23 protein-coding genes and 1 tRNA gene are annotated in these 24,463 nt (G+C 65.1%); 10 read left to right on the top strand and 14 right to left on the bottom strand.

What is annotated here, in order from left to right; all coding sequences use genetic code 11:
• Positions 1-11: 11 nt before the first annotated feature.
• Entirely contained in the window at positions 12-710 is a 699-nt protein-coding gene (locus tag PAF18_RS07340; protein ID WP_271117945.1) for a fumarylacetoacetate hydrolase family protein, read from the top strand.
• Positions 711-721: 11 nt separating this feature from the next.
• Here the strand turns inward: PAF18_RS07340 and PAF18_RS07335 are convergent, their stop codons facing one another.
• The 3 genes from PAF18_RS07335 to PAF18_RS07325 form a co-directional block, all read right to left on the bottom strand.
• Positions 722-1,138: a DUF1178 family protein gene (locus PAF18_RS07335; RefSeq protein WP_271117944.1), complete on the bottom strand. Its 417-nt coding sequence runs from the start codon at positions 1,136-1,138 to the stop codon at positions 722-724.
• A complete protein-coding gene (locus tag PAF18_RS07330) occupies positions 1,135-2,376 on the bottom strand; it encodes a 3-deoxy-D-manno-octulosonic acid transferase (protein WP_271117943.1) in 1,242 nt (413 codons plus the stop codon). The genes PAF18_RS07335 and PAF18_RS07330 overlap by 4 nt, the downstream gene beginning before the upstream one ends.
• A 25-nt stretch (positions 2,377-2,401) precedes the next feature.
• A tRNA-Cys gene (locus PAF18_RS07325) sits at positions 2,402-2,475 on the bottom strand.
• Positions 2,476-2,617: 142 nt separating this feature from the next.
• Here PAF18_RS07325 and PAF18_RS07320 point away from each other — a divergent pair.
• Genes PAF18_RS07320 through PAF18_RS07310 form a run of 3 tightly spaced genes read left to right on the top strand, consistent with a single transcriptional unit; the run spans position 2,618 to position 5,480 of the window.
• Complete coding sequence (locus tag PAF18_RS07320; RefSeq protein WP_271117942.1) at positions 2,618-3,271, top strand: protein-L-isoaspartate O-methyltransferase family protein; 654 nt, start codon at positions 2,618-2,620, stop codon at positions 3,269-3,271.
• An 11-nt stretch (positions 3,272-3,282) separates the two neighbouring features.
• On the top strand, positions 3,283-4,662 hold the full coding sequence (locus tag PAF18_RS07315; protein WP_271117941.1) for a TolC family outer membrane protein: 1,380 nt from the start codon (positions 3,283-3,285) through the stop codon (positions 4,660-4,662).
• 23 nt (positions 4,663-4,685) lie between these two features.
• Positions 4,686-5,480 carry a hypothetical protein gene (locus PAF18_RS07310; RefSeq protein WP_271117940.1) on the top strand — a complete coding sequence of 265 codons (795 nt, stop codon included), beginning with the start codon at positions 4,686-4,688 and terminating at the stop codon, positions 5,478-5,480.
• 215 nt (positions 5,481-5,695) lie between these two features.
• On the opposite strand, the gene PAF18_RS07305 is transcribed toward PAF18_RS07310, so the two are convergent.
• Genes PAF18_RS07305 through surE form a run of 3 tightly spaced genes read right to left on the bottom strand, consistent with a single transcriptional unit; the run spans position 5,696 to position 8,235 of the window.
• Positions 5,696-6,724 carry a M23 family metallopeptidase gene (locus PAF18_RS07305; protein WP_271117939.1) on the bottom strand — a complete coding sequence of 343 codons (1,029 nt, stop codon included), beginning with the start codon at positions 6,722-6,724 and terminating at the stop codon, positions 5,696-5,698.
• Positions 6,725-6,781: 57 nt separating this feature from the next.
• Positions 6,782-7,447 (bottom strand): protein-L-isoaspartate(D-aspartate) O-methyltransferase, encoded by a 666-nt coding sequence (locus PAF18_RS07300; protein ID WP_271117938.1) that lies wholly within the window; start codon positions 7,445-7,447, stop codon positions 6,782-6,784.
• Entirely contained in the window at positions 7,444-8,235 is a 792-nt protein-coding gene (surE, locus tag PAF18_RS07295) for a 5'/3'-nucleotidase SurE (protein WP_271117937.1), read from the bottom strand. The genes PAF18_RS07300 and surE overlap by 4 nt, the downstream gene beginning before the upstream one ends.
• A 134-nt stretch (positions 8,236-8,369) precedes the next feature.
• Between surE and PAF18_RS07290 the strand changes: the two genes are divergently transcribed.
• The 6 genes from PAF18_RS07290 to PAF18_RS07265 all read left to right on the top strand — a co-directional run bounded on the left by PAF18_RS07290 (position 8,370) and on the right by PAF18_RS07265 (position 14,242).
• Entirely contained in the window at positions 8,370-9,281 is a 912-nt protein-coding gene (locus PAF18_RS07290; RefSeq protein WP_271117936.1) for a sulfite exporter TauE/SafE family protein, read from the top strand.
• Positions 9,278-10,120 carry a TIGR02186 family protein gene (locus PAF18_RS07285; protein WP_271117935.1) on the top strand — a complete coding sequence of 281 codons (843 nt, stop codon included), beginning with the start codon at positions 9,278-9,280 and terminating at the stop codon, positions 10,118-10,120. The genes PAF18_RS07290 and PAF18_RS07285 overlap by 4 nt, the downstream gene beginning before the upstream one ends.
• A gap of 41 nt (positions 10,121-10,161) precedes the next feature.
• Entirely contained in the window at positions 10,162-11,898 is a 1,737-nt protein-coding gene (locus PAF18_RS07280; RefSeq protein WP_271117934.1) for an ABC transporter ATP-binding protein, read from the top strand.
• Positions 11,898-12,623 carry a CAF17-like 4Fe-4S cluster assembly/insertion protein YgfZ gene (ygfZ, locus tag PAF18_RS07275; RefSeq protein WP_271117933.1) on the top strand — a complete coding sequence of 242 codons (726 nt, stop codon included), beginning with the start codon at positions 11,898-11,900 and terminating at the stop codon, positions 12,621-12,623. The genes PAF18_RS07280 and ygfZ overlap by 1 nt, the downstream gene beginning before the upstream one ends.
• Positions 12,620-13,702: a DNA polymerase IV gene (gene dinB, locus PAF18_RS07270; RefSeq protein WP_271117932.1), complete on the top strand. Its 1,083-nt coding sequence runs from the start codon at positions 12,620-12,622 to the stop codon at positions 13,700-13,702. Before ygfZ ends, dinB begins: the two co-directional genes overlap by 4 nt.
• A 219-nt stretch (positions 13,703-13,921) precedes the next feature.
• A complete protein-coding gene (locus PAF18_RS07265; RefSeq protein WP_090524829.1) occupies positions 13,922-14,242 on the top strand; it encodes a DUF6280 family protein in 321 nt (106 codons plus the stop codon).
• Between the two features lie 87 nt (positions 14,243-14,329).
• Here PAF18_RS07265 and PAF18_RS07260 read toward each other — a convergent pair whose 3' ends face one another.
• From PAF18_RS07260 to PAF18_RS07225, 8 genes are all read right to left on the bottom strand, one after another.
• Positions 14,330-15,238 (bottom strand): carbohydrate kinase family protein, encoded by a 909-nt coding sequence (locus tag PAF18_RS07260; RefSeq protein WP_271117931.1) that lies wholly within the window; start codon positions 15,236-15,238, stop codon positions 14,330-14,332.
• Positions 15,239-15,257: 19 nt separating this feature from the next.
• The gene (locus tag PAF18_RS07255; protein ID WP_271117930.1) at positions 15,258-16,523 is read right to left on the bottom strand and encodes a TFIIB-type zinc ribbon-containing protein; all 1,266 of its coding nucleotides are present in this window, start codon (positions 16,521-16,523) and stop codon (positions 15,258-15,260) included.
• Positions 16,524-16,587: 64 nt separating this feature from the next.
• Positions 16,588-17,742: an SPFH domain-containing protein gene (locus PAF18_RS07250; protein ID WP_271117929.1), complete on the bottom strand. Its 1,155-nt coding sequence runs from the start codon at positions 17,740-17,742 to the stop codon at positions 16,588-16,590.
• Between the two features lie 69 nt (positions 17,743-17,811).
• Entirely contained in the window at positions 17,812-18,801 is a 990-nt protein-coding gene (locus tag PAF18_RS07245; protein WP_271117928.1) for a DUF2927 domain-containing protein, read from the bottom strand.
• Between the two features lie 62 nt (positions 18,802-18,863).
• Positions 18,864-20,045, bottom strand: coding sequence for a toxic anion resistance protein (locus tag PAF18_RS07240; RefSeq protein WP_271117927.1), 1,182 nt, complete (start codon positions 20,043-20,045; stop codon positions 18,864-18,866).
• Between the two features lie 231 nt (positions 20,046-20,276).
• The gene (locus PAF18_RS07235) at positions 20,277-22,463 is read right to left on the bottom strand and encodes a 3-hydroxyacyl-CoA dehydrogenase NAD-binding domain-containing protein (protein WP_271117926.1); all 2,187 of its coding nucleotides are present in this window, start codon (positions 22,461-22,463) and stop codon (positions 20,277-20,279) included.
• A 14-nt stretch (positions 22,464-22,477) separates the two neighbouring features.
• Positions 22,478-23,689 (bottom strand): acetyl-CoA C-acetyltransferase, encoded by a 1,212-nt coding sequence (locus tag PAF18_RS07230; RefSeq protein WP_271117925.1) that lies wholly within the window; start codon positions 23,687-23,689, stop codon positions 22,478-22,480.
• Positions 23,686-24,327 carry a glutathione S-transferase family protein gene (locus PAF18_RS07225; RefSeq protein ID WP_271117924.1) on the bottom strand — a complete coding sequence of 214 codons (642 nt, stop codon included), beginning with the start codon at positions 24,325-24,327 and terminating at the stop codon, positions 23,686-23,688. Before PAF18_RS07225 ends, PAF18_RS07230 begins: the two co-directional genes overlap by 4 nt.
• Positions 24,328-24,463 lie beyond the last annotated feature (136 nt).

Here is a 24,463-nt window from a genome sequence, read left to right as displayed (position 1 = left end):
AAGGAGCCCCCATGACCCAGAACCTGTTCCCCTCGCCACCCGCGCCCGCCTTGCCGGTGCAGGGCGAGACCGCGCGCTATCCGTTGCATCGCATCTTCTGCGTCGGCAAGAATTACGCTGCACATGCCGCCGAAATGGGCGGAGAGGTGGATCGCGAGACGCCGATGTTCTTCACCAAATCGGCATTCGCTTATCTGCCCTCGGGAATGGATAGCAGCTATCCACCCGGCACCGAGGACTATCATTTCGAGGTCGAGTTCTGCGTGGTGATCGACAAACCGCTGTTCAAGGCCGGCACTGACGAGGCGGCGCAGGCGGTCTATGGCTATGCGGTCGGGCTGGACATGACCCGCCGCGATCTTCAGGCGCTGGCCAAGAAGGCCGGGAAGCCCTGGGACATGGCCAAGGATGTCGAGGAATCCGCGATCATCGGCCCGATCACCCGCGCGGCCGATTTCGGCCCTGTCGCCGATCAGCGCATTCGCCTGCGGCTCGATGGCGATCTGCGCCAGGATGCGCCCCTGTCCGAGATGGTCTGGTCGGTGCCGGAATTGCTGTCGCGGCTTTCGGGGCTTTATCACCTCGCGCCCGGCGACCTGCTGATGACCGGAACCCCTGCGGGCGTCGGGCCGGTCAGCCCCGGCAATCATCTGGTCGGCGATGTCGAGGGGCTGGCACCGGTCTCGGTGACGTTCACCGATCCCGAATAGCCGGATCGGGCCTAGTTGGCCTTGCGCTTCGGAATGAAGGGGAGCGGCGCAATCGGCACGCCCTCCTCGATCAGCTTGCGCGCCTCTTCGGGCTTCGCCTCACCGTGGATGGCGCGTTTGTCGCTGCGCCCGTCATGCATGGCGCGCGCCTCGTCGGCGAAACGCAGGCCGACGTAATCGGAATTGGCCTCGACATGGTCGCGAAGCTGTTCGAGCGGGGTCTTGCTGCGGGCCGTTCCCGGCCCGGACGCGGCGCGGTTCGATTTCGCCGCCACGCCGGGCGACATCAGCGCGCGGTCGACCTCTGCCGATCCGCAGATCGCGCAATTGACCTGACCCTGATCGCGTTGCGTCTCGAAGGCCGCGGATGACGCGAACCAACCGTCGAAGCGATGGCCGTCCTTGCAGCTGAGGTCATAGCGGATCACGAGTTTTCCCCTGTCATGGCACCGATATCGGCATCCTCGCCGCCAGTCTCAAGCCCCGCAGCGTTAAGGATCCCGGCGACAAGCGGGCCTGCCTCGCCAGCGCGGCTGAGCAGCAGCGCCCGCGCCCTCGCGCCCATTGCCGCAGCCTCGGCGGGCGCGCGGGCCAGCCGGGCAAGGCTGCGCCCGGCATCCTGCGACAGCGTCTCGGCGGCATCGACGGCGTGAAGGAGCGCGTAATCCTCCGAGAAATTGGCGACATGAGGCCCGTGAAGAATGGCGCATTCGTGGCTCGCCGGCTCCCACGGGGTATGACCGCCTTTCGGCACAAGCGAGCCGCCGGTGATGCATATAAAGGCGGAGTCATACCATCGCGCCATCTCACCCAGCGTGTCGGCCAACAGCACCGGCGCGGTCTCGTCGGCACCCTCGGAGCGGCGCGAGACGGGCAGCCCGCGCGCGGCGATATGTCTGGCGACATCGTCGGCCCGGACCGGATGGCGCGGGGCTACGATCAACCGCAGCCCGGCCACTTGCCTCCGTGCGGTCATGAAGGCGTCCAGCACAAGCTCCTCCTCGCCCTCATGAGTCGAAGCGGCCAGCACGGTGTGCGGCCGCGTCTCGGGGGCGGGGCCGGGCCGGTTTCTCGCAGGTCCGAGCAGCTTCAGCTGCATCCGGGGCATCAGCGATGCCTCGGGAAGGCCAAGCGCCGTCAGCCTGTCTTCGCTGCCCATATCCTGTGCCGAAAGCCCGTCGATGCGGCGCAGCATCGGCCCGATCAGCCAGGGCAGCCGCGCCCAGCGCCGGGCCGAGCGTTCCGACATGCGCGCCCCGATGACGATCTGTCGCACGCCGCTTGCCGCCAGCAGCGCCGAGCGGTTCGGCCACAGCTCGTTTTCCAGCGTCACCGCAACGCGCGGCCGATAGCGGCCCAGAAAGCGCCGCAGCGCCTGCGGGGTGTCCAACGGCGCCAGCCTTGCGCGCAGCCCCCAATCGGCAGCGGTCTGCCGCCCGGTCGTGGTGTTGGCGGTGACCAGCAGATCCGTTCGCGCGGCGAGCATCTCGATCACCGGACGGGCCGAGGTCAGCTCTCCGACGCTGGCGCCGTGCAGCCAGATCGGTGCGGGCCGGGCTGCAGGCTCTGCGTCGCGCAGCATCCGCTCGGCCATCTCGCCCGAGGCGAAGGGCCCGAGCGTCGCGCCGGCCAGCCAGGATGCGCTGCGATAAAGCAGTGTCGTCATTCCGCGTTAGGGGCAGGGGCAGGCGTGGAGGTGGGTACCGGAATCGAACCGGTCTTCACGGATTTGCAATCCGGTGCGTAACCTCTCCGCCAACCCACCGCCGGTCTGAGGTTCGGTTGGGATAATCCAAGCGCAGCCGCCTTGCAAGCGCTAAGCTGGCGGTTAATCAGCACGCATCGAGCACGTTGCCCATCCAGGGGTTTCATGCCAAGAAAGGTCAAAGCAGTTCAGGGGCGAACCCATGTTGGATTTCAAGCAGGCCCGCACGGCCATGGTCGACACGCAGGTCCGGCCGAACGATGTCACGAAATACCCGATCATCCATGCGATGCTGACGGTCCCGCGCGAACTCTACGTGCCCGAGCCGCTGCAATCCGTCGCCTATGTCGGCGAGAATCTGCATTTGGGCGAGGATCGCTGGCTTCTGGAACCGCGAAATTTCGCCAAGCTTCTGGAAGAGCTGAATATTCAGCCCGACGAGCTGGTGCTCGATATCGGCGCCGGGCTTGGCTATAATGCGGCGGTCATGGCGCGGATCTCGCAGGCCGTGGTGGCGCTCGAATCTCATGAGGAACTGGCCCGGCAGGCCGAAACCACCCTGTCCGAGCAGGGCATCGACAATGTTGCCATCGTCACCGGAGACCTGGCCGAGGGCTATGCCGGTCAGGCGCCCTATGACGTGGTGGTGATCGCCGGCGCGATTGAGGAATTCCCGCAGAATATCGCCGACCAGATCCGCGAAGGCGGGCGCGTCGGGGCGATCTTCTCCGAGGGTCAGCTGGGGGTCGCCCGGATCGGGCACAAGCTGGATGGGCGGCTGAACTGGCGCTATGCGTTCAACGGTTCGGCCCCGGTCCTGCCCGGATTTGCCAAGGCGATGGAATTCCAATTCTGAGGAGCGCGGCGATGACACGGAAATTCGGCAAATCCTGCATGTCGGCGCTGCGCCGCTCGGCCCTGGCGGCCTTGCTGGCCGGGGCGGCGATGCCGACCTGGGCGGAATCGCTCGGGGACACGCTGGTTGCAGCTTATCGCCACTCGGCGCTGCTCGACCAGAACCGCGCCGTGCTGCGCGCCGCGGATGAGGATGTGGCCACCGCCATGGCCGAGCTGCGACCGATCCTGCAATGGGCGCTCTCGCATGATTACAATGACACGAACGGGATCGAATCCACTTCGACCACGCTCGGTCTGACCGCCAGCATGACGCTCTATGATTTCGGCCGCTCGCAGGCCGCGATCGATATGGCGAAGGAAACCGTGCTGGCCACGCGCTATGCGCTCGTCTCGGTCGAGCAGGATATCCTGCTGAACGCGGTGCAGGCGTTTCTGAACGTCCGCGCTGCGATCGAGCAGGTCGAGCTGGAACAGAATTCTGTTCGCGTGCTCGAACAGGATCTTCAGGCTGCTCAGGACCGGTTCGATGTGGGCGAGATCACCGTGACCGATGTGGCGCAGGCCAACGCGGCGCTGGCGGCGTCGCGCGCCTCGCTCTCATCGGCGCAGGGCGATCTGGAAATCGCGCGCGAAGCCTATATCGCGGCCACCGGACGGGCGCCGGAAAATCTCGAATCGCCGCCGCCGCTGCCCGAACGACCGGCCTCGCTGGAGGCGGCGCGCGCGACGGCGCAGAAGAACCATCCGGCCATTCTGCAATCCAGCCGTGAGGTTGCCGCCGCCGAACTCAGCGTCGTAGCCGCCGCAGCCGAGCGCAATCCGACGCTGTCCGGTTCCGCTTCGGCACTGACGAATAAAAGCGGGGATACACAGGCGTCGCTCGGGCTGAATCTGTCCCAGACCATCTATAGCGGCGGCCGTCTTTCCGCCGGGCACCGCAAGGCGATGGCCAATCGCGACGCATCGCGTGCCTCGCTGCTGAACGCGGCGCGTCAGGTCGATGAGGCCGTGGCGACGGCCTGGGCGAATATCGACGTGGCGCGCGATCTCATCAGCGCCATTCAGCAGCAGATCTCGGCCGCGCAACAGGCCTATGACGGCGTTCGGGAAGAGGCGTTGCTCGGCGCCCGCACCACGCTGGACGTGCTTGACGCCGAGCAATCCCTGCTTGAGGCGCGGAACGATCTGATTACGGCGGAAGCCAATCTGCAATTAGCACATTATCAATTATTGTCGGCTATGGGTTTGTTGACGGTGGAAGACCTGAAACTGGGAATACCGACTTATGACCCATCTGCCTATTACAACGCGGTGCGCGACGCACCCTATACCAGCCGACAGGGCGAAAATCTCGACCGCGTCCTGCGCGCGCTCAATCGGGGCGAATGACGCCCCGCTGACAGGGGGTGGCCATGTCTGATGCACAGGCCGCCCGTTCGGTCCACAGCGACGGCATGGCAACCGATATCGGCGATGTGCTGTCCTCGATCCGGCGACTGATCTCTCAGGACGATGCCGCGGCGATGTCATCCGCGGCGGAAACCAGCCCCCTTCCGAGCACGCCTCGCGCAGCCGTCGGGGACGCCGGTCAGATGCCGCAGACAGAGGCGGCGCGCGATGCGCGGGCCGCTCAACTGCGCGCGCTGATCGGACCTCATCAGGCAGCGGATGCCGAGCAGCGTCTTTTGCTTGGCGGGGCCTCGCGTATCGACGGGGCAACGGAAGCGTCCGACCGGGGCACGCAGGGCGTCGCCGCCACGGACCAGCCCGAGCCCAAGCCCGAGCGCGTAGCAATGCAATCCACGAAACTTTCCTTCGACGAAGATGCCTATCGGCAGGATCTAGAGGCCTCGCGGCATCAGCGCCCGAGCGCCGAGATCACGACCATCTCGCCGCATCACCCTGTCACTGACCACAAAATCGCAGCAGAACCGGAGAACCAGATCATGCTCGCAGAACTGCCCCGCACCCCGACCGAGACCAAAGTGGAAAATGCTCCGCGCGATGACGCGTTCGACCTGTTTGCCGCAGAGGAACCCGATCATGAGGATCAGCTCGCAGGTGGCAATGCGCTGCGCAATCTGGTTCGCGACGTGATCCGGCAAGAGCTTCAGGGCGATATGGGCAGCCGTATCAGCCACAACCTGCGCCGCGCCATTCGCCATGAAGTCGCGGCGTCCTTTGAAGCCGGGCTCAAGACGAGTTGAGAGAGAGCCGCTGAATGGGTGGATTGTGAAACCCGCCCATTCGGCGATGCTAGACGGTGATCCGCGGCGCGCGGGTCGCCGCGGATCTTTCGGCAGCGCAAGCTGAACGCGCGGCATATGTCAGGACCGCACCGCTTCTGCCATGAACGACGCGTTTCTATCGCCGCTCGGTTGAAAACATGCGCGGGGCAGGCCTCTCGCCCATTCGCGAGGGATCAGAGATAATCCTCGGGATCGACGCTTTCGAAGCCCTGCCGGATCTCGAAATGCAGCGTGCCCGAATTTCCCGCCGTGCCGAGCTGCTGCCCGGCTGTGACCTGATCGCCTTTCTGCACCGAAAGCTGGTCGAGCCCGGCATAGACCGTCATCAGCTCTCCCTCGTGGCGCAGCACGACGATCGGCACGCCGTCAGTGTCGCGCGTGATGGCGGCGACGCGCCCGGCACCGGCGGCGCTGACCGCGGTGCCTGCGGGGGCGGAGATGTCGATGCCTTCATTGCTGCCCTTGCTATAGGTGCGCACGATCGATCCGGCGACTGGCATGCGGAACTTGCCCGAACCCGACGCCGTGGTTCGCGTCGCGCCGAGATCCGGCGTGTCGGGCTTTGGGGTGGGCGTGCTGCTGGGCGCCGTCTCTTCATCAGGCAGAGGGCGCGAGGCCGAGGGCGGTGTCGGTGTCGGCGTGCCCTGTCCCGGTGCCGAGGCGTCATCGCCGCCAGAGCCGCCAGTGCCGGGGATTTTCAGCTCCTGGCCGACCCGCAGCGTCATGTTTTCGTCAAGGCTGTTGGCATCAGCAAGCTGCTGGATCGAGATGCCATATTTGCGTGCGACCGACCATCCGGTCTCGCCGGAGACGACGCGATGCGTGGTGGCCGGACCTGTCGCGGCGTTGCTGTCGCTGTCATTGCTGCCGGAGGCGCGCTGCGCCCCCGGGCCGCCGGGCACATCGGGCTGTGCGACGCCCTGACCGGCGAAGGGGTCGGTCACCCGTGCCGACGCGGCCTCGCTGCCCGCGCGGCTGGCGGCAGTGCCGCCGAAGCCCGGCAAGCTGGTGGCGCGCCCGCCGCCGCCAGCCGCCACCGCGGGATCCGCCGCAGCCGGGGTTCCGGCCCCACTTGTTCCCGCGCCCGCGCTGCCGCCGGTGATCCCGGCGAGGTCCTGCTGCACCACCGGAAATGCCTGACACCCCGCCAGCAGCGCTGCCAGCGAAACTGCGGCCGTCCCGCGAAAAATCATTCTGCTCATCTGCGTCCCGTCTGTTCCGCCACGATCCTGCATCTGCACGGATGCCGCCGGATCGGGTCAGCCTGCGCCCAACCCTTCCACCAGCGGCACGAAACGCACCTGACGCAGCTCGTGATACTCAAAGCCTGTGTCCGTCCGGTTGACCCGGATCAATGTCTGCACCGCGTCGGACTGCCCGACCGGCACCACCATGATACCGCCGATTTTCAGCTGCGCCAAGAGCGGTCCGGGCGGGTCCTCGGCGGCGGCGGTGACGATAATGCGATCAAACGGCGCCTGCTCGGGCAGGCCGTAGCTGCCATCGGCGAGCCGCACGGTGATGTTGGACAGGCGAAGCCGCTGAAACAGCGCCTCGGCCTCGCTCACCAGCGGACGGTGACGCTCGACCGTATAGACCCTCCGGCACAGCCCCGACAGCACCGCCGCCTGATAGCCCGAGCCGGTCCCGATCTCGAGCACCTTGTCGCGCGGCGCCGGGTTCAGCGCCTGGGTCATCAGCCCGACCACGGAAGGCTGGCTGATCGTCTGGCCGCACTGGATCGGCAGAGGCGTGTCGTCATAGGCGCGGTCTTCGAAATGCCCGCGCACGAATTCGCCGCGGTCGATCCGTTCCATCGCGGCCAGGACACGCGGGTCGGTCACGCCATGAGAGCGCAGATGGAAGAGAAAGCGCATCTTGCGCTCGGCGAGCGCCTCGCTGTCATCTTCCGGGTGCTGGCTCATGCCTCGAGCGCCTCCGTCAGCGAAGCCAGCGAGGCGTGGCAGGTCAGGTCCGCGCGCATCGGCGTCACGGAAATATGACCGTCCAGATTGACCATCACATCGCTGCCCGGCGTCGCCTCGCGGTCCTGAGGCGCGCCGCGCACCCACAGAAACCGGCGGCCATTGGGTGCCACGAAGGGCTCGACGCCGAAACCGACCCCGCGCCGCCGGCCCTGCGGCGCGACGCGCAGCCCCTTTACATCGGCAGCAGCGACAGGCGGGAAATTCACATTGTAGAACAGCCGGAAATCCGCATCCGAAGTCCAGTCCGCGTGATCGAGCAGCCGCCGGATCACCGCAGCGCCGTGCTGGGCCGCGCCCTCGAACGGGTCGGCGAGATCGGCCATTTGCGGCCCGAAATACTGCGACAGCGCCACCGCCGGGAGTCCCTGAAGCGCCGCCTCCATCGCGCCGCCCACCGTGCCGGAATAGACCACGTTCTCGCCGGAGTTATTGCCCCGGTTCACGCCCGAGATCACCAGATCGGGCGGCGCATCGGCCATCACGTCATAGACCGCCGCCAGCACGCAATCCGCCGGGCTTCCTTCGGCGGCATAGCGGCGCTCGGCCAGCTTGGCGACCATCGTCGGATGCGCGTAGGATATGCAGTGTGCCACGCCCGATTGTTCAAAGGCAGGTGCGACAACCCAGATCTCTCCGTCGGGGCCTGCAAGCTCTGCGCCGATAGCCTCGGCCACGGCGAGGCCGGGTGCGTTGATGCCGTCATCATTGGTAATCAGAATGCGCATGCGGTTCCTTCCTGCTCGCGCCCATGATTAGCTGGCGCCCCGTGGCGCGGCAACCGGGCAATTCAGGGCAAATGCGGCTTTGACGAAGCCGGTGCGGGCAGAGTAGATGGGGCAACCCTTCTTGGCGGCCCGCAATGCAGATCTATCTTCCCATCGCCGAGGTGGCGGTGAACGCCTTCACACTGGTGGGGCTCGGCGGCATCGTCGGGCTGATGAGCGGCATGTTCGGTGTCGGCGGCGGGTTCCTGATCACGCCGTTGCTGTTCTTCATCGGGATTCCGCCCGCCATCGCCGTGGCGACCGGGGCGAACCAGGTCGTCGCCTCGTCTGTTTCGGGGGTGATGGCGCATCTCAAGCGGCGCACGGTGGATTTCCGCATGGGGCTGGTGCTGCTGATCGGCGGGCTGACCGGATCGGCGCTCGGGGTGCTGGTCTTCAACCTGTTGCAGCGCATCGGCCAGGTCGAGCTTGTCGTGCAGCTCAGCTATGTGGTCATGCTGGGCGCTGTGGGTTCGATGATGTTCGCCGAAAGCCTGCGGGCGCTGCGGCGCACGCGGTCGGGCGGCCGGGCCAAACGCCGGCAGCATGGCTGGATCCATGCGCTGCCCTTGCGCATGAAGTTTCGCACCTCGGGGCTGTATCTGAGTGTCATCCCGCCCTTCGTGGTCGGAATGCTGGTCGGCGTGCTGTCGGCGATGATGGGGGTGGGCGGCGGCTTCATCATGGTCCCGGCGATGATCTATCTGCTGGGGATGCCGACCAAGGTCGTGATCGGCACCTCGCTGTTCCAGATCACCTTCGTCACCGCGTTCACCACGCTGATGCATGCAGTCAGCTATAACACCGTCGACATCATGCTGGCGGTGCTGCTGATCGTCGGCGGGGTGACCGGGGCGCAGATCGGGACGCATCTGGGCTCGCGGCTGCGGGCAGAGCAATTGCGAATCCTGCTGGCGCTGGTGGTGCTGGCGGTCTGCGTCAAGCTGGCGCTGGATCTGTTCCTGCGGCCCGACAATCTCTATTCGCTGACGCCGGGGATCGTGTGATATTGAGGCTGGCTCTTGCCATAGCGATCTGTCTCGCTGCCCCGGCCGCCGCGCAGGAAGCCCCGGTCATGTCCTTCCCGTCGCTCAACGCCCCCCGCGGCAGCGACACCATGCCGCGCGCCGAGCCTGCCGAACAGGTTGTGGCCGGCCTGTCCTCGGACGCGGTCTCGATCACCACCAGCTTTGACGGATCGGAGATCATCCTTTACGGCGCCATCCGGCGCGAGACCGCGATCCCCGCCAGCAGCCTGTTGCAGGTCGTGGCCACGGTCGAGGGCCCGTCGCGCAGCGTCACCATCCGCCGGAAACAGCGCAAGCTTGGGATCTGGGTCAATACCGAAAGCGTCGTGGTGGGCGCCGCGCCAAGCTTTTACTCGGTCGCCTCGACCGCGCCGCTTCGGCTGATCCTCGACGCGGATCAGGATTCGCTCTATCGGATCTCTATCCCCACCGCGATGCGATCCTTTGCCCGGCCGGTCTCGGTCGAGGACCCGGTAGAGTTCACCGAGGCGATGATCGCGTCGCGCATCGCGGATGGGACATACCGGCTGGACGAAGGCGCGGTGCGGCTGGAACAGGACACGCTGTTTCGCGCCGATTTCCGGCTGCCTGCAAATCTGATCGAGGGGACCTATAAAACCCGTATCTTCCTGCTGCGCGAGGGCAGGGTGATCGACAGCTATACCGCGCCGCTCGAGGTGCGGAAGGTCGGGCTGGAACGCTGGCTGTATCGGCTCGCCTTCGATCAGCCGCTGGTTTACGGGATCATGTCGCTGCTGATCGCGGCTTTTGCCGGCTGGGCTGCCTCGGCCGCGTTCCGGGCGCTGCAAAGGAATTAGCGCGGCTTGCGGCCAGCCGCCGCACCGGGCTAGATCGGGCCATGACAGAAGCATCCAGCCGCAATCTCTTCGGGCGCATCTGGCGCGACTATCTGCGCCAGCACTGGCCTCGCATGAGTGTGGCCTTCTTCTTCATGGTGATCGAGGGCTCGACCCTCGCGGTGCTAAGCTGGATGCTGAAGCCGCTTTTCGATCGGGTCTTTGTCGGCGGCGAGACTGACGCGATGTGGTGGGTCGGCGGCATCATCTTCTCGCTGTTCCTGATCCGCGCCGTGACCTCGGTCGTCAATCGCAGCCTGCTGGTTTCGGTGCAGCAGCGCGTGGCGACCAAGATGCAGGTCGATCTGCTGGCCCATATCATGCGGCTCGACATGAATTTCTTCCAGTGCAACCCGCCCGGTGCCCTGATCGAACGCATCCAGGGCGACACCAAGGCGGTGCAGAGCATCTGGCAGAGCTTCATTACCGGGGCGGGGCGCGACATCGTGGCGCTGTTTTCGCTGTTCTATGTCGCGATCACCATCGACCCGCAATGGACCCTGGCGGCGCTGATCGGGGCGCCGCTGCTGATCCTGCCGACGGTGTTCGTGCAGCGCTATGTCCGTCGCAAGACACGCAGCGCGCGGCAGAACGCCTCGGACCGGGCCACCCGGATCGACGAGGTGCTGCACGGGATCGGCACGGTTCGGCTGAATCGGATCGAGGATCACCAGACCGCCCGCTTCGCCGCCATCGTCGAGCGCATCCGCCGGGCAGAGGTCAAGATCGCAGCGACCGGCGCTGTGGTGCCCGCGATGATCGACATCGTGACCGGGCTGGGTTTCGTCGGCGTTCTGGCGCTCGGCGGGGCCGAGGTGACGCGGGGCGAGCGCACGGTGGGCGATTTCATGGCCTTCTTCACCGCGCTTTCGCTGGCCTTCCAGCCCCTGCGGCGGCTTGGCGGCCTGGCCGGATCGTGGCAGGTGGCGGCGGCCAGCCTTGAAAGGATCTATCAGGTCTTCGACGCACAGCCCTCGATCCGTTCGGGGGGGCGCCGCACGGCGCCCGACACGACCAGAATCGTTTTCGAGGATGTGCATTTAAGTTACGATGAGACAAGGGTTTTACATGGTCTCAGCTTCGTCGCCGAGGCCGGGGAAACCACAGCACTTGTCGGGCCGTCCGGGGCGGGCAAGACAACCGTGTTCAACCTGCTGACGCGCATGGCCGATCCGGATGAGGGGACAATCACTCTCGGCGGCGTGGCTTTGCCGGAATACGATCTGGCCGTTCTGCGGGACCAGTTCTCGGTCGTTTCACAGGACCCGGCGCTGTTCGATGAGACCATAAGGGAAAACATCACCTTAGGAAAAGAAGTTGACGATACGGCGATCAACCGGGCCACCCGAACCGCCCATGTCGCAGAGTTCGCGGAGGCATTCCCGCACGGGCTGGACAGCCCCGCCGGCACGCGCGGCTCGGCACTGTCGGGCGGGCAGCGCCAGCGCGTGGCGATTGCCCGCGCCGTGCTGCGCGACGCGCCTGTGCTGCTTCTTGACGAGGCAACCTCGGCGCTTGACGCGGCATCGGAACGGCTTGTGCAAGAGGCGCTCGACCGGCTTTCGCAAGGGCGGACAACGCTGGTGATCGCACATCGGCTCTCGACGATCCGCAATGCCGACAAGATCGTCGTGCTCGAGGCCGGACGGGTTGTCGAAGAGGGCAGCCATGACCAGCTTATGGTCAAGGGCGGCGCCTATGCCGCGCTTGTCGAGCTGCAATTCGGAGGAAAGAGCTGATGACCGACCGCCGTATCCTGCGCGTGACCGGCCCCGAGCGGGTGGAGTTCCTGCAGGGGCTCGTGACGAATGACGTGACGCGCGCGCCGGTCTATGCGGCGCTGCTGTCGCCGCAGGGGAAATATCTGGCCGATTTCTTCGTCATACCCGACGGCGATGCGCTGCTGCTCGATGTCGCCGCGGATCAGGCCGAAGATCTCAAGCGCCGCCTGTCCATGTACAAGCTGCGGGCAAAGGTCGAAATCGAGGATGATCCGCGCGAGGTGACGCGCGGCGTCGGCCCTGCGCCCGAAGGCGCGATTGCCGATCCGCGCGACCCGGCGCTTGGCTGGCGCGGCTATGGGGTGGGCGAAAGCGACGACACCGATTGGGACGCGCTGCGCATCGCGCATCTGGTGCCGCAGTCCGGGGCCGAATTGCAGGTGAATGACAGCTATATCCTGGAAATGGGTTTCGACCGGCTGAACGGCGTCGATTTCCGCAAGGGCTGCTATGTCGGGCAAGAGGTCACGGCGCGGATGAAGCACAAGACCCAGCTCAAGAAGGGTCTGCGCCGGGTGAGCCTGGAGGGCGAGGTGGCGCCGGGCACCCCGATCCTTTCGGCTGACGGGCGCGAGGCGGGCATGCTGCACACGGTCGCCGGTGGGCAGGGGCTGGCCTATCTTCGCTTTGACCGGATCGGCGAGGGGATGACGGCCGGGGGCGTGCCGGTCCGCGCCGAATGACCGAGGCGGCCGCGCCGCGCCGCATCGTCCATATCGACATGGACGCGTTTTACGCGTCGGTCGAACAGCGCGACAATCCCGAACTGCGCGGCAAGCCCGTGGCGGTCGGCGGGGCGCGGCAGCGCGGGGTGGTCGCTGCCGCCAGCTATGAGGCGCGGCAATTCGGGGTGCGTTCGGCGATGCCCTCCGTCACTGCCGCGCGGCGCTGCCCGGATCTGATCTTCGTGAAGCCGCGTTTCGAGGTCTATCGCGAGGTCAGCGAGCAGATCCGCGCGATTTTCGCCCGCTATACTCCGCAGATCGAGCCTCTTTCGCTGGACGAGGCCTATCTGGACCTGACCGGGCGGCTGGCAGCGGGCGAGACGGCGACGGCGACCGCGCGCCGGATCCGGGCCGAGATCCTGGCCGAGACCGGGCTGACCGCAAGCGCCGGGATCAGCTATTGCAAGTTTCTGGCCAAGATTGCGTCGGACCAGAACAAACCGGACGGGCAGTTCGTCATCCCGCCCGGGCAGGGCGAAGCCTTCATCGCCGCGCTGCCGGTCGCGAAGTTTCACGGCGTCGGACCGGCGACGGCAGCCAAGATGCAAAGGCTGGGGATCGCGACGGGGGCCGATCTGCGCGCACAGAGCCTCGAATTTCTTCAGGCGCGCTTCGGCAAGTCGGGCAGCTGGTATTACAATATCTCGCGCGGGATCGATCATCGGCAGGTCAAGCCCGACCGAATTCGCAAATCCATCGGCGCCGAGAGGACCTATTTCGAGGATATTCAAGCGCTCGAAGACGGGCAGGCGGCGCTGGCACCACTGGCGGCGAAGGTTTGGCGCCATGTCGAACGTCACGAAGCCCGTGGCAAAACCGTGACACTGAAGGTCAAGTTTGCCAATTTTCAACAAATCACCCGCGCATATTCGCGGCATCGTCCGGTCACGAGCGAATTGGAGCTGCTGGGACTGGCGCAGGCTTTGCTGGCGAATGTCATGCCGGATCCGCGTGGAGTGCGTCTTTTGGGGATCACCTTGTCAGGTTTCGCACAAAACGATGAAAATCCAGACGGACAGCTTGATCTTTTTGAATAAATTACCATCTACCCGGAAACCGGCGCGGGTTCACGGGCGTTTGAACTTTCGATGATAGTTAAAAAGTGTTACAGCCATGTTGCTAACGCATGACTGCCATGAGGTTAGCGATATACCTAAACAGGTCTGGCTGCGTTAGACAGTCCCACTACCCAGAATCGAAGCCCTGGAACTCGTCCCCGTGGGCGCAATGAAACAGATTTGGTCAGGACGGTAAAGATGCGTGATTTCGTAGACGGCTCTGCCTTCAATTTTGAACAAGGCCAGCGCGCCCGCAAGCTGTTTGCTGCGGTGGTTCTCGCTGCGCTCGATGATGCTATTGCTGACGACAAGAAATATGGCAACGGCCCGGAACAGATTGCCCGCTGGGCGCGCTCGCGCGATGGGCGCGAAGTTCTGTCCTGCGCCGGGATCGACCCGAATGAGCGTGTGGTCAAGGGCCTGATGGAGTTTGTGTCCAAGGGCGTTCGCACCTCTGTTGCGCTGTCGCGCGAGGAAAGCGAGCGTCGCCAGGCTGCCGAGGACGCCGAGGCCGCGTAAGTCCGGCGATATTCTGGGTAATATGACCAGAAGCTGAAGCGCCGCCCCGAGGGGCGGCGCTTTTTATGTCTCAGGCTGCCGTGTCGGTCACAGCTCGTCACGCCAGGGCGGGTTCGCCCCGGCGCGCGACACGGTCACGGCGGCGCTGCGCCCGGCCAGGTCGAGCGCGTCCCGCAGCGTCTCGTCATCTAGCCCGTCCAGCGCGGTTTTCGACAGCTTGCCGGATTCGGACAGGGCCGTCAGCAGCCCGGCATTGAACGTGTCCCCCGCGCCGATCGTATCGGCGACCTCGACCTGATCGGCGGGGCGGTGCACATCTCCGCCCCGATAAATCGCCGTCGCGCCCTCCGAGCCATGGGTGCGCAGTATCAGCCGGGGGCCCAGATCGAGAAGCTGCACGGCGGTGTCGGCCGGGGCGTGATCGGGAAACAGCCATGTGGCGTCCTCGTCCGACATCTTCACGATATCGGCGATCCGCATCAGCCCTTCCAGCCGGTCGCGCGTGGCACGCTCATCGTCGATCAGGCTGGGGCGGATATTCAGATCGACCATGATGACAGCGCCTTTTTCCGAGGCCCGCTGTGCCATTTCCTCGACCGTCGAGCCGCAGGGCTCCTGGATGAGGCTGATCCCGCCAATGAACAGGGCATCGATCGTGTCGGGCAAGGCGGGAATCTCGGCGCTGTCGAACATCCGCCCCGCCGTGCCCTCGTCATAGAAGCTGTAGCTGGCATTTCCGTCGTTAAGGAAAACGAAGGCCAGCGTCGTCAGCCGTGCGGTCTCGGGGCAGAGCGACATATCGACACCTGCCTTGTCCAGTGGCCCGCGCAGCGCAGCTCCGAAATCATCGGTCGAGAGCGGCCAGAGATAGCCCGCATCAGCCCCAAGACGACCGAGAGCAACGGCAGTATTGTAGACCGAGCCTCCCGGCAGGGGCAGAAAGGCACCGCCCTCGGGCAGCATGTCGATTAGGGATTCGCCGCAGCACAGGATCATATGGACCGTCTCCTTCGGGTCAGTAACCTTGGATAATATACGCGTCGCCGGGCGAAAACCCGTTGCTGTCGAACCGGACATAGCCGCTCTGCTGTGCGACGAAGAGGAAGACCGCGAGAGCGATCAGCGCCGCGATGATCGCGACGGTGAGCTTCCAAATCGACCAGGGCCGTTCGCCCTCGACCCGGCCCGACTGGCCGTTGACGACGAAGCGATAGGATTTACCGCTATAGCGATAGGCGGCGGACCAGACCGGCAGCAGGACATGCTTGAACGTCTCGCCGGAATGATCGGTGCGGGCGCTGCCGATGCGCTGCTCGTCGCCGCCGATGTCGCGGCGGATATCCATCGTGATGACGGCCGCCATTTCCTGCCGGGCGATGTCGTGACCGGCGTCGAGCGGGATCGTATAGCCCTCGGCCTCGAAACCCTGAAGATATTGCGGACTGTAGGGGCGCAGATGCGACAGGTCCCACGGGGTCAGCGCGTCGGTGATCCGGCGCGGAAGGGCCGACGATGCCAGCACCAGAACGTCGTTGAAAGACCGGCTGACGCGACCGCGCACCGCGCGCCAGCGGGTCTTGCGGACCCGCTGCTGCACGCGGCGGCGCTTGCCATCGACCATTTGGGTCACCCAGCGCGTTTCATAATACCAGTCGCCGCGTTGCCCCGAATATTCCGAAACCGTATCGGCATCGAATGTCCAGAACGGCGAGTAAACCCCGGCCATCTTGCGACCCTTACGAGCGTATTTCACCAGCCCCGACGGCGCGAACCACAGCCGGCCGAGCCAGTCTTCAAGCGCGGCATGAGCCTGCTCTTCGGTCACCACGAAGGGCACCACGCCCTGCGGCTTGATCTGCCGCGTGGCGCCGGTGTCGGTCACCACCGGGGTCGCGCAGAAGGGGCAGAGCGCCGAGTGACGCTCGGCCTCCAACTCGAACCTGGCGCCGCAATTCGGACAGGAAAGCGTGCGAATCTGCTGGGTCAGATCGCTGTCCGTATCGAGCCGCAAACCCCGATCCAACGGGATTTCGCGCAGCTGCGGCACTTTGTGGCCCGCATCCCATTGCAAGGCACGCCCGGTGGCGGGCTCGCGCAGCAATTCTCGCGCGCCATCCGCGCCGTCTCTGTCGGACCGCGCCGGAGCGCGCGCGGCGCCCGGCCCGATCTGTTGGATATGGCCGCAATAAGGGCATTTCAGCGACTGCTCGCCCGGCGAAAAGGTCAGGCTTCCGCCGCATTGCTCGCAGGGATAGCGGAACTCGCTCGGAGGGGTGGGCATGAGGTGATCCGGGCTCGGAGGGCGCGGGCCGGGAGGATGCCCGGCCGCGCCATGTCATGTGAGGTCAGGATTTCGGAAGCGGCGGCGGGGGCGGCGAGACGGTGAAAAGCTGCGCCAGTTCCGAGACCTCGTCGGCCGGCTTCCAGCCATCCTGCCCGGCGGTCCAGACCAGCGTCTCGCGGGTAAAGCTGCCATCGCGGACCATCCGGCCCAGATGACCGCGGCCATATGGGCCGTCAGCTTCGCCATTGGAAGCAATATGCCAGACGGTTTCGCTGCGCGCGCCGGGCAGGGGCGGCGGCATGGCGCCGCTTTGCGGCCCGGCAAGCTGAGGTTGCGGCTGCGATGCGGGGCTGCGGCCCCAGGGTCCAAGCTGGCCCGCCGCCATGCCCATGCCGATCGCAGCGCCCATCCCGGCGCCCATCCCCGCGCCGGCGCCGCCCTCGTTCTGCGAGGCGTTCAGCATTGCCTCAGCCTGCGCATATTGGCCAAAACGGTCCAGATCGCCGACGATTCCCATCGAGGTCCGCTTGTCCAGCATCGCCTCGACCTCATCGGGGAGGCTGACATTCTCGATATAGAATTCCGGGATGGTCAGCCCGTAATTGGCGATGGTCGGCGCGATGGCCTTGGCCACCATCTTGCCGAGCTGATCGGTATTGGCGGCCATGTCCAGCACCGGGATGCCCGACGATGCAATCATGCGCGAGAATTCCTGCACGATGATATTGCGAAGCTGGAAGGTGATCTCGTCGCGGGTGAACTCGCCATCGGTGCCAACGATCTCGGCCATGAATTTCGCGGGCTCGGTGACGCGCATCGAATAGGTGCCGAAGGCGCGAATGCGCACCGGGCCGAATTCCGGATCACGGGCGATGATCGGGTTGCGTGTGCCCCATTTCAGATCGTTGAAGCGCGTGGTGTTGACGAAATAGATCTCGGATTTGAAGGGCGATTTGAAACCGTGATCCCAATGCTGAAGCGAGGTCAGGATCGGCATGTTGTTGGTTTCCAGCAGATACAGCCCCGGCCCGAACACATCGGCGATCTGACCCTCATGGACAAAGACCGCCGCCTGGCCCTCGCGCACCGTCAGCTTGGCACCGTATTTGATCGCGTTGCCGCGGCGCTCGAACCGCCAGACCATTGTGTCGCGGCTGTCATCCGTCCATTCGATGACATCGATGAACTCGCCCGAGAGAAAGTCGAACAGGGCCATGAGGGTCTCCGTAGCTGGCGCGGATCGCTCCGCAGGAAGAAGATCAGGTCGGGCTGCCGGGCCGGTCGGTCATTCCAGCAGCTCGGCGGCGATTTCACGGGCGATCGGCTCTGCCGTCTTGGCGGTCATGCCGGGTTTCATCCGGTCATCATAGAGCATCTGCAAAAGAAGCGCGTCATGGCGGGTGAGCAGCGCGTATTCCTCGTCGTCGTTGAAGATCGAGGGGCGCGCATCGGGGCTGTCATTGGCCAGCCCCATTCCCTGAGCGAGTTCCTCATGGACGCAGGAATTGCGCAGCCGCGGCGGAAGCTCGGCCCGGATGATGGCCACAGCCTCGGAGTAAAGCGGGCTGGAGCCGATGGAATAGGCAAAGACCGTGCAGTAATTCTGCGCCGGCAGCGCCTGGATTGCCTCGATATCTGCTTCGGGAATGCCGGGGACGACCTCTTCCAGGCGCGGGCCGATGGCGCGGCGTTCATCCTCGTTAAGATACATCACGGTGAAATTGCCCCGGCCCGGCGTGACCTCGATGTCATGGCCGGTCACCTCGGCCAGCCGTTCGGCGAAGCCATGCACCTGCGCCCGGTCGCGGGTCCGCGTGGCGGGTGGCACCGAATCCCCGAACTCGACCGAAATGCGCACCGGCTGCGCCCAGCGCCGCAGACGCGAGGGTTGCGCCCCGGCCACCAGCTCGGCCCCGTTGCGGGTATATTCATCGAACAGCGCGATATCGACGAAATCGCGGGTCAGCTGATCGACGCTCAGCGGGATCTCTGCACCGTCATCTCGGCGCAGCTGGCCGCGGGCGGTCAGCATGTCCTCGACGCCTTCGAAATAGCCATGCATGGTCTGGCTCGCCTGCGTGTTCTGCGCCTCGCTTGCGACTTCTGCCTGGAGGGCGGCGCGTTTCGCGCGCGCTGCCCGCAGCGCCGAGCTGGGGCGCGGGACCGGCGGGGCAGAGGCGATACGAGGCGCAGGCGCGACCACGGGTTCGGGCGCGGGGGCCGGTGCCTCGACCTCACGCTGATCACATCCGGCCAGAGCCAGGGCACCCAACAACGCCAAAACCCCCGGCCGGCTCGAGCGGGGGGCGGAGCGTCCGGTCAGGATGCCGTCTCGTCTCACGTCGTGGCTGTCCGGTTCTCGACCTGCTGCTGACGCGAGCGGGACGCGGCCAGCGTGCGGCGCAGCTCGTCTTCCATGCGGACCAGCTCTTCCTCGGCAGCGGCGCGGCGGGCCTTGCCTTCATCCGCGATGCGCAGGCTGTCCTCGATGGTGGCGATCAGCTCGGCATTTGCGGTGCGCACCGATTCGATGTCGAAGACGCCACGCTCCATCTCGGTCCGGATGCTCGCATTGGCCTCGCGCAGATTCTTGGCATTCGAGGTCAGCAGATCATTGGTCAGATCGGTGGCTTCCTTCACCGCGCCCGCCGCTTCCGCCGAACGCTGGATGGTGACCGCCTGTGCCAGCTGGGTTTCCCAGAGCGGCACGGTGTTCACCAGTGTCGAGTTGATCTTCGTGACCAGCGACTTGTCGTTTTCCTGCACCAGCCGGATCGAGGGCAGGGACTGCATCGTCACCTGCCGGGTCAGTTTCAGATCGTGCACGCGGCGTTCCAGATCGTCGCGGACCGAGCGGAGATCGCGCAGCTCCTGCGCCTCCATGACCTGATCGTCCTGCGCGCTGGCCTGAACCTCGGCCTCCTTGGCGGGGATCAGATCTTCATCCAGTTCGCGCAGCTTGGCCTCGCCCGCGGCGATATAGAGCGCGAGTTCGTCATAAAAATTCAGAGTCCGGTCATACAACATGTCGAGCGACTTGATATCCTTGAGAAGCTGGTGCTCATGGCTCATCAGCTCTTCGGTGATCTTGTCGATCTGGGTCTGCACATCCTCGTAATTGGCGACGAATTTCGCAAATGGCGCCGAGCGGCCCAGCAGTTTTTCCCACCAGCTGCGCTTGCGGCGCACATCCAGTTCGCTGACCGAAAAGCCTCGGATGGTGGTGACGATATCGCGCAGGGATTCGCCAGCCGGCCCGACATCCTTGTTCTTCACATCGACCAGCATGGACTGGCTGATCTCCTGAAGCTCGGACTGCGCGGCCGAGCCGAAATGCACGATCGACCCGGTATCTTTCAGGTTGATCTCGTCCATGCGGCGCCGAATTTCCTCTGCCACCGGCTCCTGCGCGGTCTCCAGCGGGACCACGTCCGACTGCGGCTCGGGCAGCACGACGGCAGTGACCTCTTCGATCTGCTGCTGCGACTGTTCGGCGGCGCGTTTGGTTTCCGTGGTCATTGCTTTCCTTCCTGGCGTCTGACGCGGCAATTCGCGCGCAGCATAGGGTGAAATCACGACGGATCAACAGCATGAGCCTGTTAAAGTTCCGCCATCGCTCCGGTGGAAGCCCGCGCGACGCTGCATCTGGCACATGTTGCTGGCCTTGGCAGGCACCGCCGAGGGCGGGCGGCCATGAAAAACGGGGGCCGGCTGGCCCCCGTCCCATAAGTTTTTGCGAAACCGCCGGGATCAGGCAGCCTTCTTCTGCGCGCCGAAGCGGCCATAGAAGCTCTGATCCTTCTCGGCCATCTCGCGCAGAAGATCCGGCGCCTTGAAGCGTTCGCCATGCTCGGCGGCCAGCCGGTCGCAGATTTCCACCGCGCGCGTCGCGCCCATCATGTCGAGCCATGAGAACGGACCGCCCGACCAGGGCGCGAAGCCCCAGCCGAGGATCGCGCCGACATCGCCCTCGCGGATGTCTTCCAGCACGCCTTCCTCAAGCGCCCGCACCGCCTCCAGCACCTGCGCGAACATCAGCCGGTGCTGCACCTCGGTCAGTTCGGGCTGGTCGTCGGCCTCGGGGAAGCGCGCGTCCAGCCCGTCCCACAGGCCCTGACGCTTGCCCTTTTCGTCATAGGCGTAGAAACCGGAATTCGACTTGCGGCCCATGCGGCCCTGATCGGCCATCCAGAACAGCACCTCATCGACCGCGCCGTCGGGATAGGCATCGCCCATCGCCGCCTTCGTGGCCTTGGCGATTTTCACGCCAAGGTCGATCGAGGTTTCATCGACCAGTTGCAGCGGACCCAGAGGCATCCCCATCATCTTCGCGGCGTTTTCGATCAGCGTCGGGTTCACGCCCTCGGCCAGCATCCGCATCCCCTCATTGAGGTAAGGGATGATGCAGCGATTGGCGTAGAAGAAGCGGGCATCGTTGACCACGATCGGCGTCTTGCGGATCTGGCGCACGAAATCGAGCGCTTTCGCCACGGCGCGCGGCCCGGTCTGTTTGCCCTTGATGATCTCGACCAGCATCATCTTGTCCACCGGTGAGAAGAAGTGGATGCCGATGAACTGTTCAGGGCGCGACGAGGCCTTGGCCAGTTCCGTGATCGGCAGGGTCGAGGTGTTGGTCGCGAAGATCGCCGTATCCGGGATGACCGCTTCGGCTTTCGCCGTGACCTCGGCCTTGACGGAGGGATCTTCGAACACGGCCTCGACGATCAGATCGCAGCCTTCCAAAGCGGCATAATCCGTCGTCGCATTGATCCGGCCCAGAACCTCGGCCTTCTTCTCTTCGGTGACCTTCTTGCGGCTGATGCCCTTGTCCAGCAGGCCTTCGGAATAGGCCTTGCCCTTATCCGCCGATTCCTGCTTGGCATCGATCAGCACGACCTCGATCCCGGCATTGGCGCTGACATAGGCAATGCCCGCACCCATCATCCCGGCGCCCAGAATGCCGACCTTCTTCACCTTCTCATCCGGCACATCGGGACGGTTCGCGCCCTTTTCCAAGGCCTCCTTGTTGATGAACAGGCTGCGGATCATCGCACCGCTGCTCGGGTTCATCAGCACATTGGTGAACCAGCGGGCCTCGATCTTCAGGGCGGTGTCGAAGGGCACCTGCGCGCCTTCATAAACCGCGCTCAGCAATGCCTTGGCCGCCGGATAGACGCCCAGCGTCTTGCCATGCACCATTGCATTCGCACCGACAAAGGTCATGAAACCGGCGGGGTGATAGGGTTCGCCGCCGGGCATCTTGTAGCCTTTGGCGTCCCATGGCTTCACGATATCGCCGTCGGTCGCGTTCAGCACCCACTCCCGCGCGGCGGCGACCGGGTCTGCGACCACCTCGTCAATGATCCCGGCGGATTTCGCCTTGGCCGGATTGTTCAGCTTGCCTTCGAGCAGCAGAGGCGCCGCCGCCATTGCACCCAGCTTGCGCACAAGCCGTGTCGTGCCGCCCGCGCCGGGGAAGATGCCGACCATGATTTCCGGCAGGCCGATCTTGGCCTTCGGGTTCTCGGCCGCGAAGATCCGATGAGTCGCCAGCGGCAGTTCCAGCCCGATGCCGAGCGCCGTGCCGGGCAGGGCAGACGCAATCGGCTTGCCGCCCTTGTTGGTCTTGGGGTCCATGCCCGCCCGCTCGATCTTGCGCAGAACGCCATGCAGCCGCATGACCAGATCAAACACCGCCTCGGCGCCGCCCTGATCCTTCATCGAGCCGAGCACGTTCAGATCCATCCCGGCTGCAAAATCCGCCTTCCCGCTGGTGATGACGATGCCCTTCACCGCATCATCGCCAAGCGCGTCATCGACGAGGCCGTCCAGCTCGCGGATCCCGGCCTCGGTCAGCACGTTCATCGACTTGCCGGGCACATCCCAGGTGATCGTGGCGACGCCGTCGGCGTCCTTGTTCATGGTGAACTCGGTCATGTCTGAGCCTCCTCTTACACGCGTTCGATGATGGTGGCCGCGCCCATGCCGGACGCGATGCAGAGGGTCGCCAGACCCACATTCTTGTCCTGCCGCTCCAGCTCATCGAGCAGCGTGCCGATGATGATTGCGCCGGTCGCACCCAGCGGGTGACCCATGGCGATCGAGCCGCCATTGACATTGACCAGGGACGGATCGACCTGAAACGCCTGCATGAAGCGCAGCACGACCGAGGCGAAGGCCTCGTTCACCTCGAACAGGTCGATATCGCCGATGGACATGCCGCTATCGGCGAGGATCTTTTCGGTGACCGGCACCGGGCCGGTCAGCATGATCGTCGGATCGGTGCCGATCTTCGCGGTCGCACGGATGCGGGCGCGTGGCTTGAGGCCATTGGCCTTGCCGAATTCCTCATTGCCGATCAGAACGGCGGCGGCCCCGTCCACGATGCCGGACGAATTCCCGGCATGGTGGATATGGTTGATCCGGTCCAGATGCGGATATTTCAGCATCGCCACCTTGTCGAAGCCGGGCATCACCTCGCCCATCTCCTGAAAGCTGGCCTTCAGCTTGCCCAGATCCTCGACCGTTGTGCCGGGGCGCATATATTCGTCGCGCTCCAGAATGGTCAGCCCGTTCTGATCCTTCACCGGCACGATGGATTTGTCGAAACGGCCTTCCTCCCAGGCCTTGGCGGCGCGTTTCTGGGATTCGACCGCCAGAGCGTCGGCCTCTTCGCGGGTGAAGCCGTATTCGGTCGCGATGATATCGGCGCTGATGCCTTGCGGGACGAAATAGCTTTTCATGGCCAGCGTCGGATCGACGGCGATCGCCGCCCCGTCGCTGCCCATCGCCACGCGGCCCATCATCTCGACCCCGCCGGCGAGATAGCCGTTTCCGGCCCCGCCCTGGATCTGGTTCGCGGCGAGATTTACCGCCTCCATTCCGCTGGCGCAGAAACGGTTGATCGAGAGCCCGGGGATCGATTCATCCAGCTCCGAGGCCAGCACGGCCGAGCGTGCCAGGCAGCCGCCCTGTTCCTTGACCTGGGTGACATTGCCCCAGATCAGATCCTCGACCGCATGACCTTCCAGGCCATTGCGTTCTTTCATGGCGTTCAGCAGCCGCGCCGAAAGCGACAGCGAGGTCACTTCGTGCAGGCTGCCATCCTTGCGGCCCTTGCCGCGCGGCGTGCGGGCGGCGTCATAGATAAAGGCGTCGGTCATGAATCCTCCTTTTGCGCCCGGTCGGAAGGTTTGCCGGGCATCAGATCGTAGGGGTGTTTCCAGCCGGGCAGGGCGGCGATGCCGTCCAGCCAACGGTCGATATTGGCCCATTCGGCGCGGTCGAAGCCGAAGGGCTCGGGATAGAACAGATATCCGCAGCAGGCGAAATCGGCGATGGTCGGGGCGCTGTCTGCCACCCAGTCGCGGCCATCCAGATGCTGGTCCAGAACCTTATAGGCCGACTTCAGCCGCCCCAGCAGATATTCAGCCGCGCCCGCCGGGCGCTTTTCGGCGGGGATGAAGTTCATCAGGAACCGCGCCGGTCCGGCTTGCGCCGAAAGCTTGTGATTGTCGAACATCAGCCAGCGCAGCAGCTCGGTCCGGTCGCTGCCGAGGAACTTGCCGGTCTGCTCGGCCACGTGAAGCTGAATCACGGCCGACTGGCTGAGCGTCAGATCGCCCTCGCGCAGCACCGGAACCTCGCCCATGGCGTTGATCTCACGGAAGGCGGTGCTGCGGGTTTCGCCATTGAAGAAATCGACGAAGACCGGCTCCCAGTCATAGCCGGAAAGCTCCATGGTCAGCGCGGCCTTATAGGCGTTGCCGGATTCTCCGAAACAGAAAAGCTGCGCGGTCATGCGTGGTCACCCGTTACGTTGGGGCGGGTCGCGATGCGGATGCGCGGTCGGTGATGGCGGTTCATCTGTGCCTCGCTTGCGAATGATGTTCCGGCGCCGGGCCGGGTGTCGGATGAGATCGCGCCCGGCCAACTGG

It is taken from the genome of Paracoccus sediminicola (assembly GCF_027912835.1).
GTDB lineage: Bacteria > Pseudomonadota > Alphaproteobacteria > Rhodobacterales > Rhodobacteraceae > Paracoccus > Paracoccus sediminicola.
Note: the sequence above shows the minus strand (reverse complement) of the source record. Positions and strands in the feature narration are given on the sequence as shown.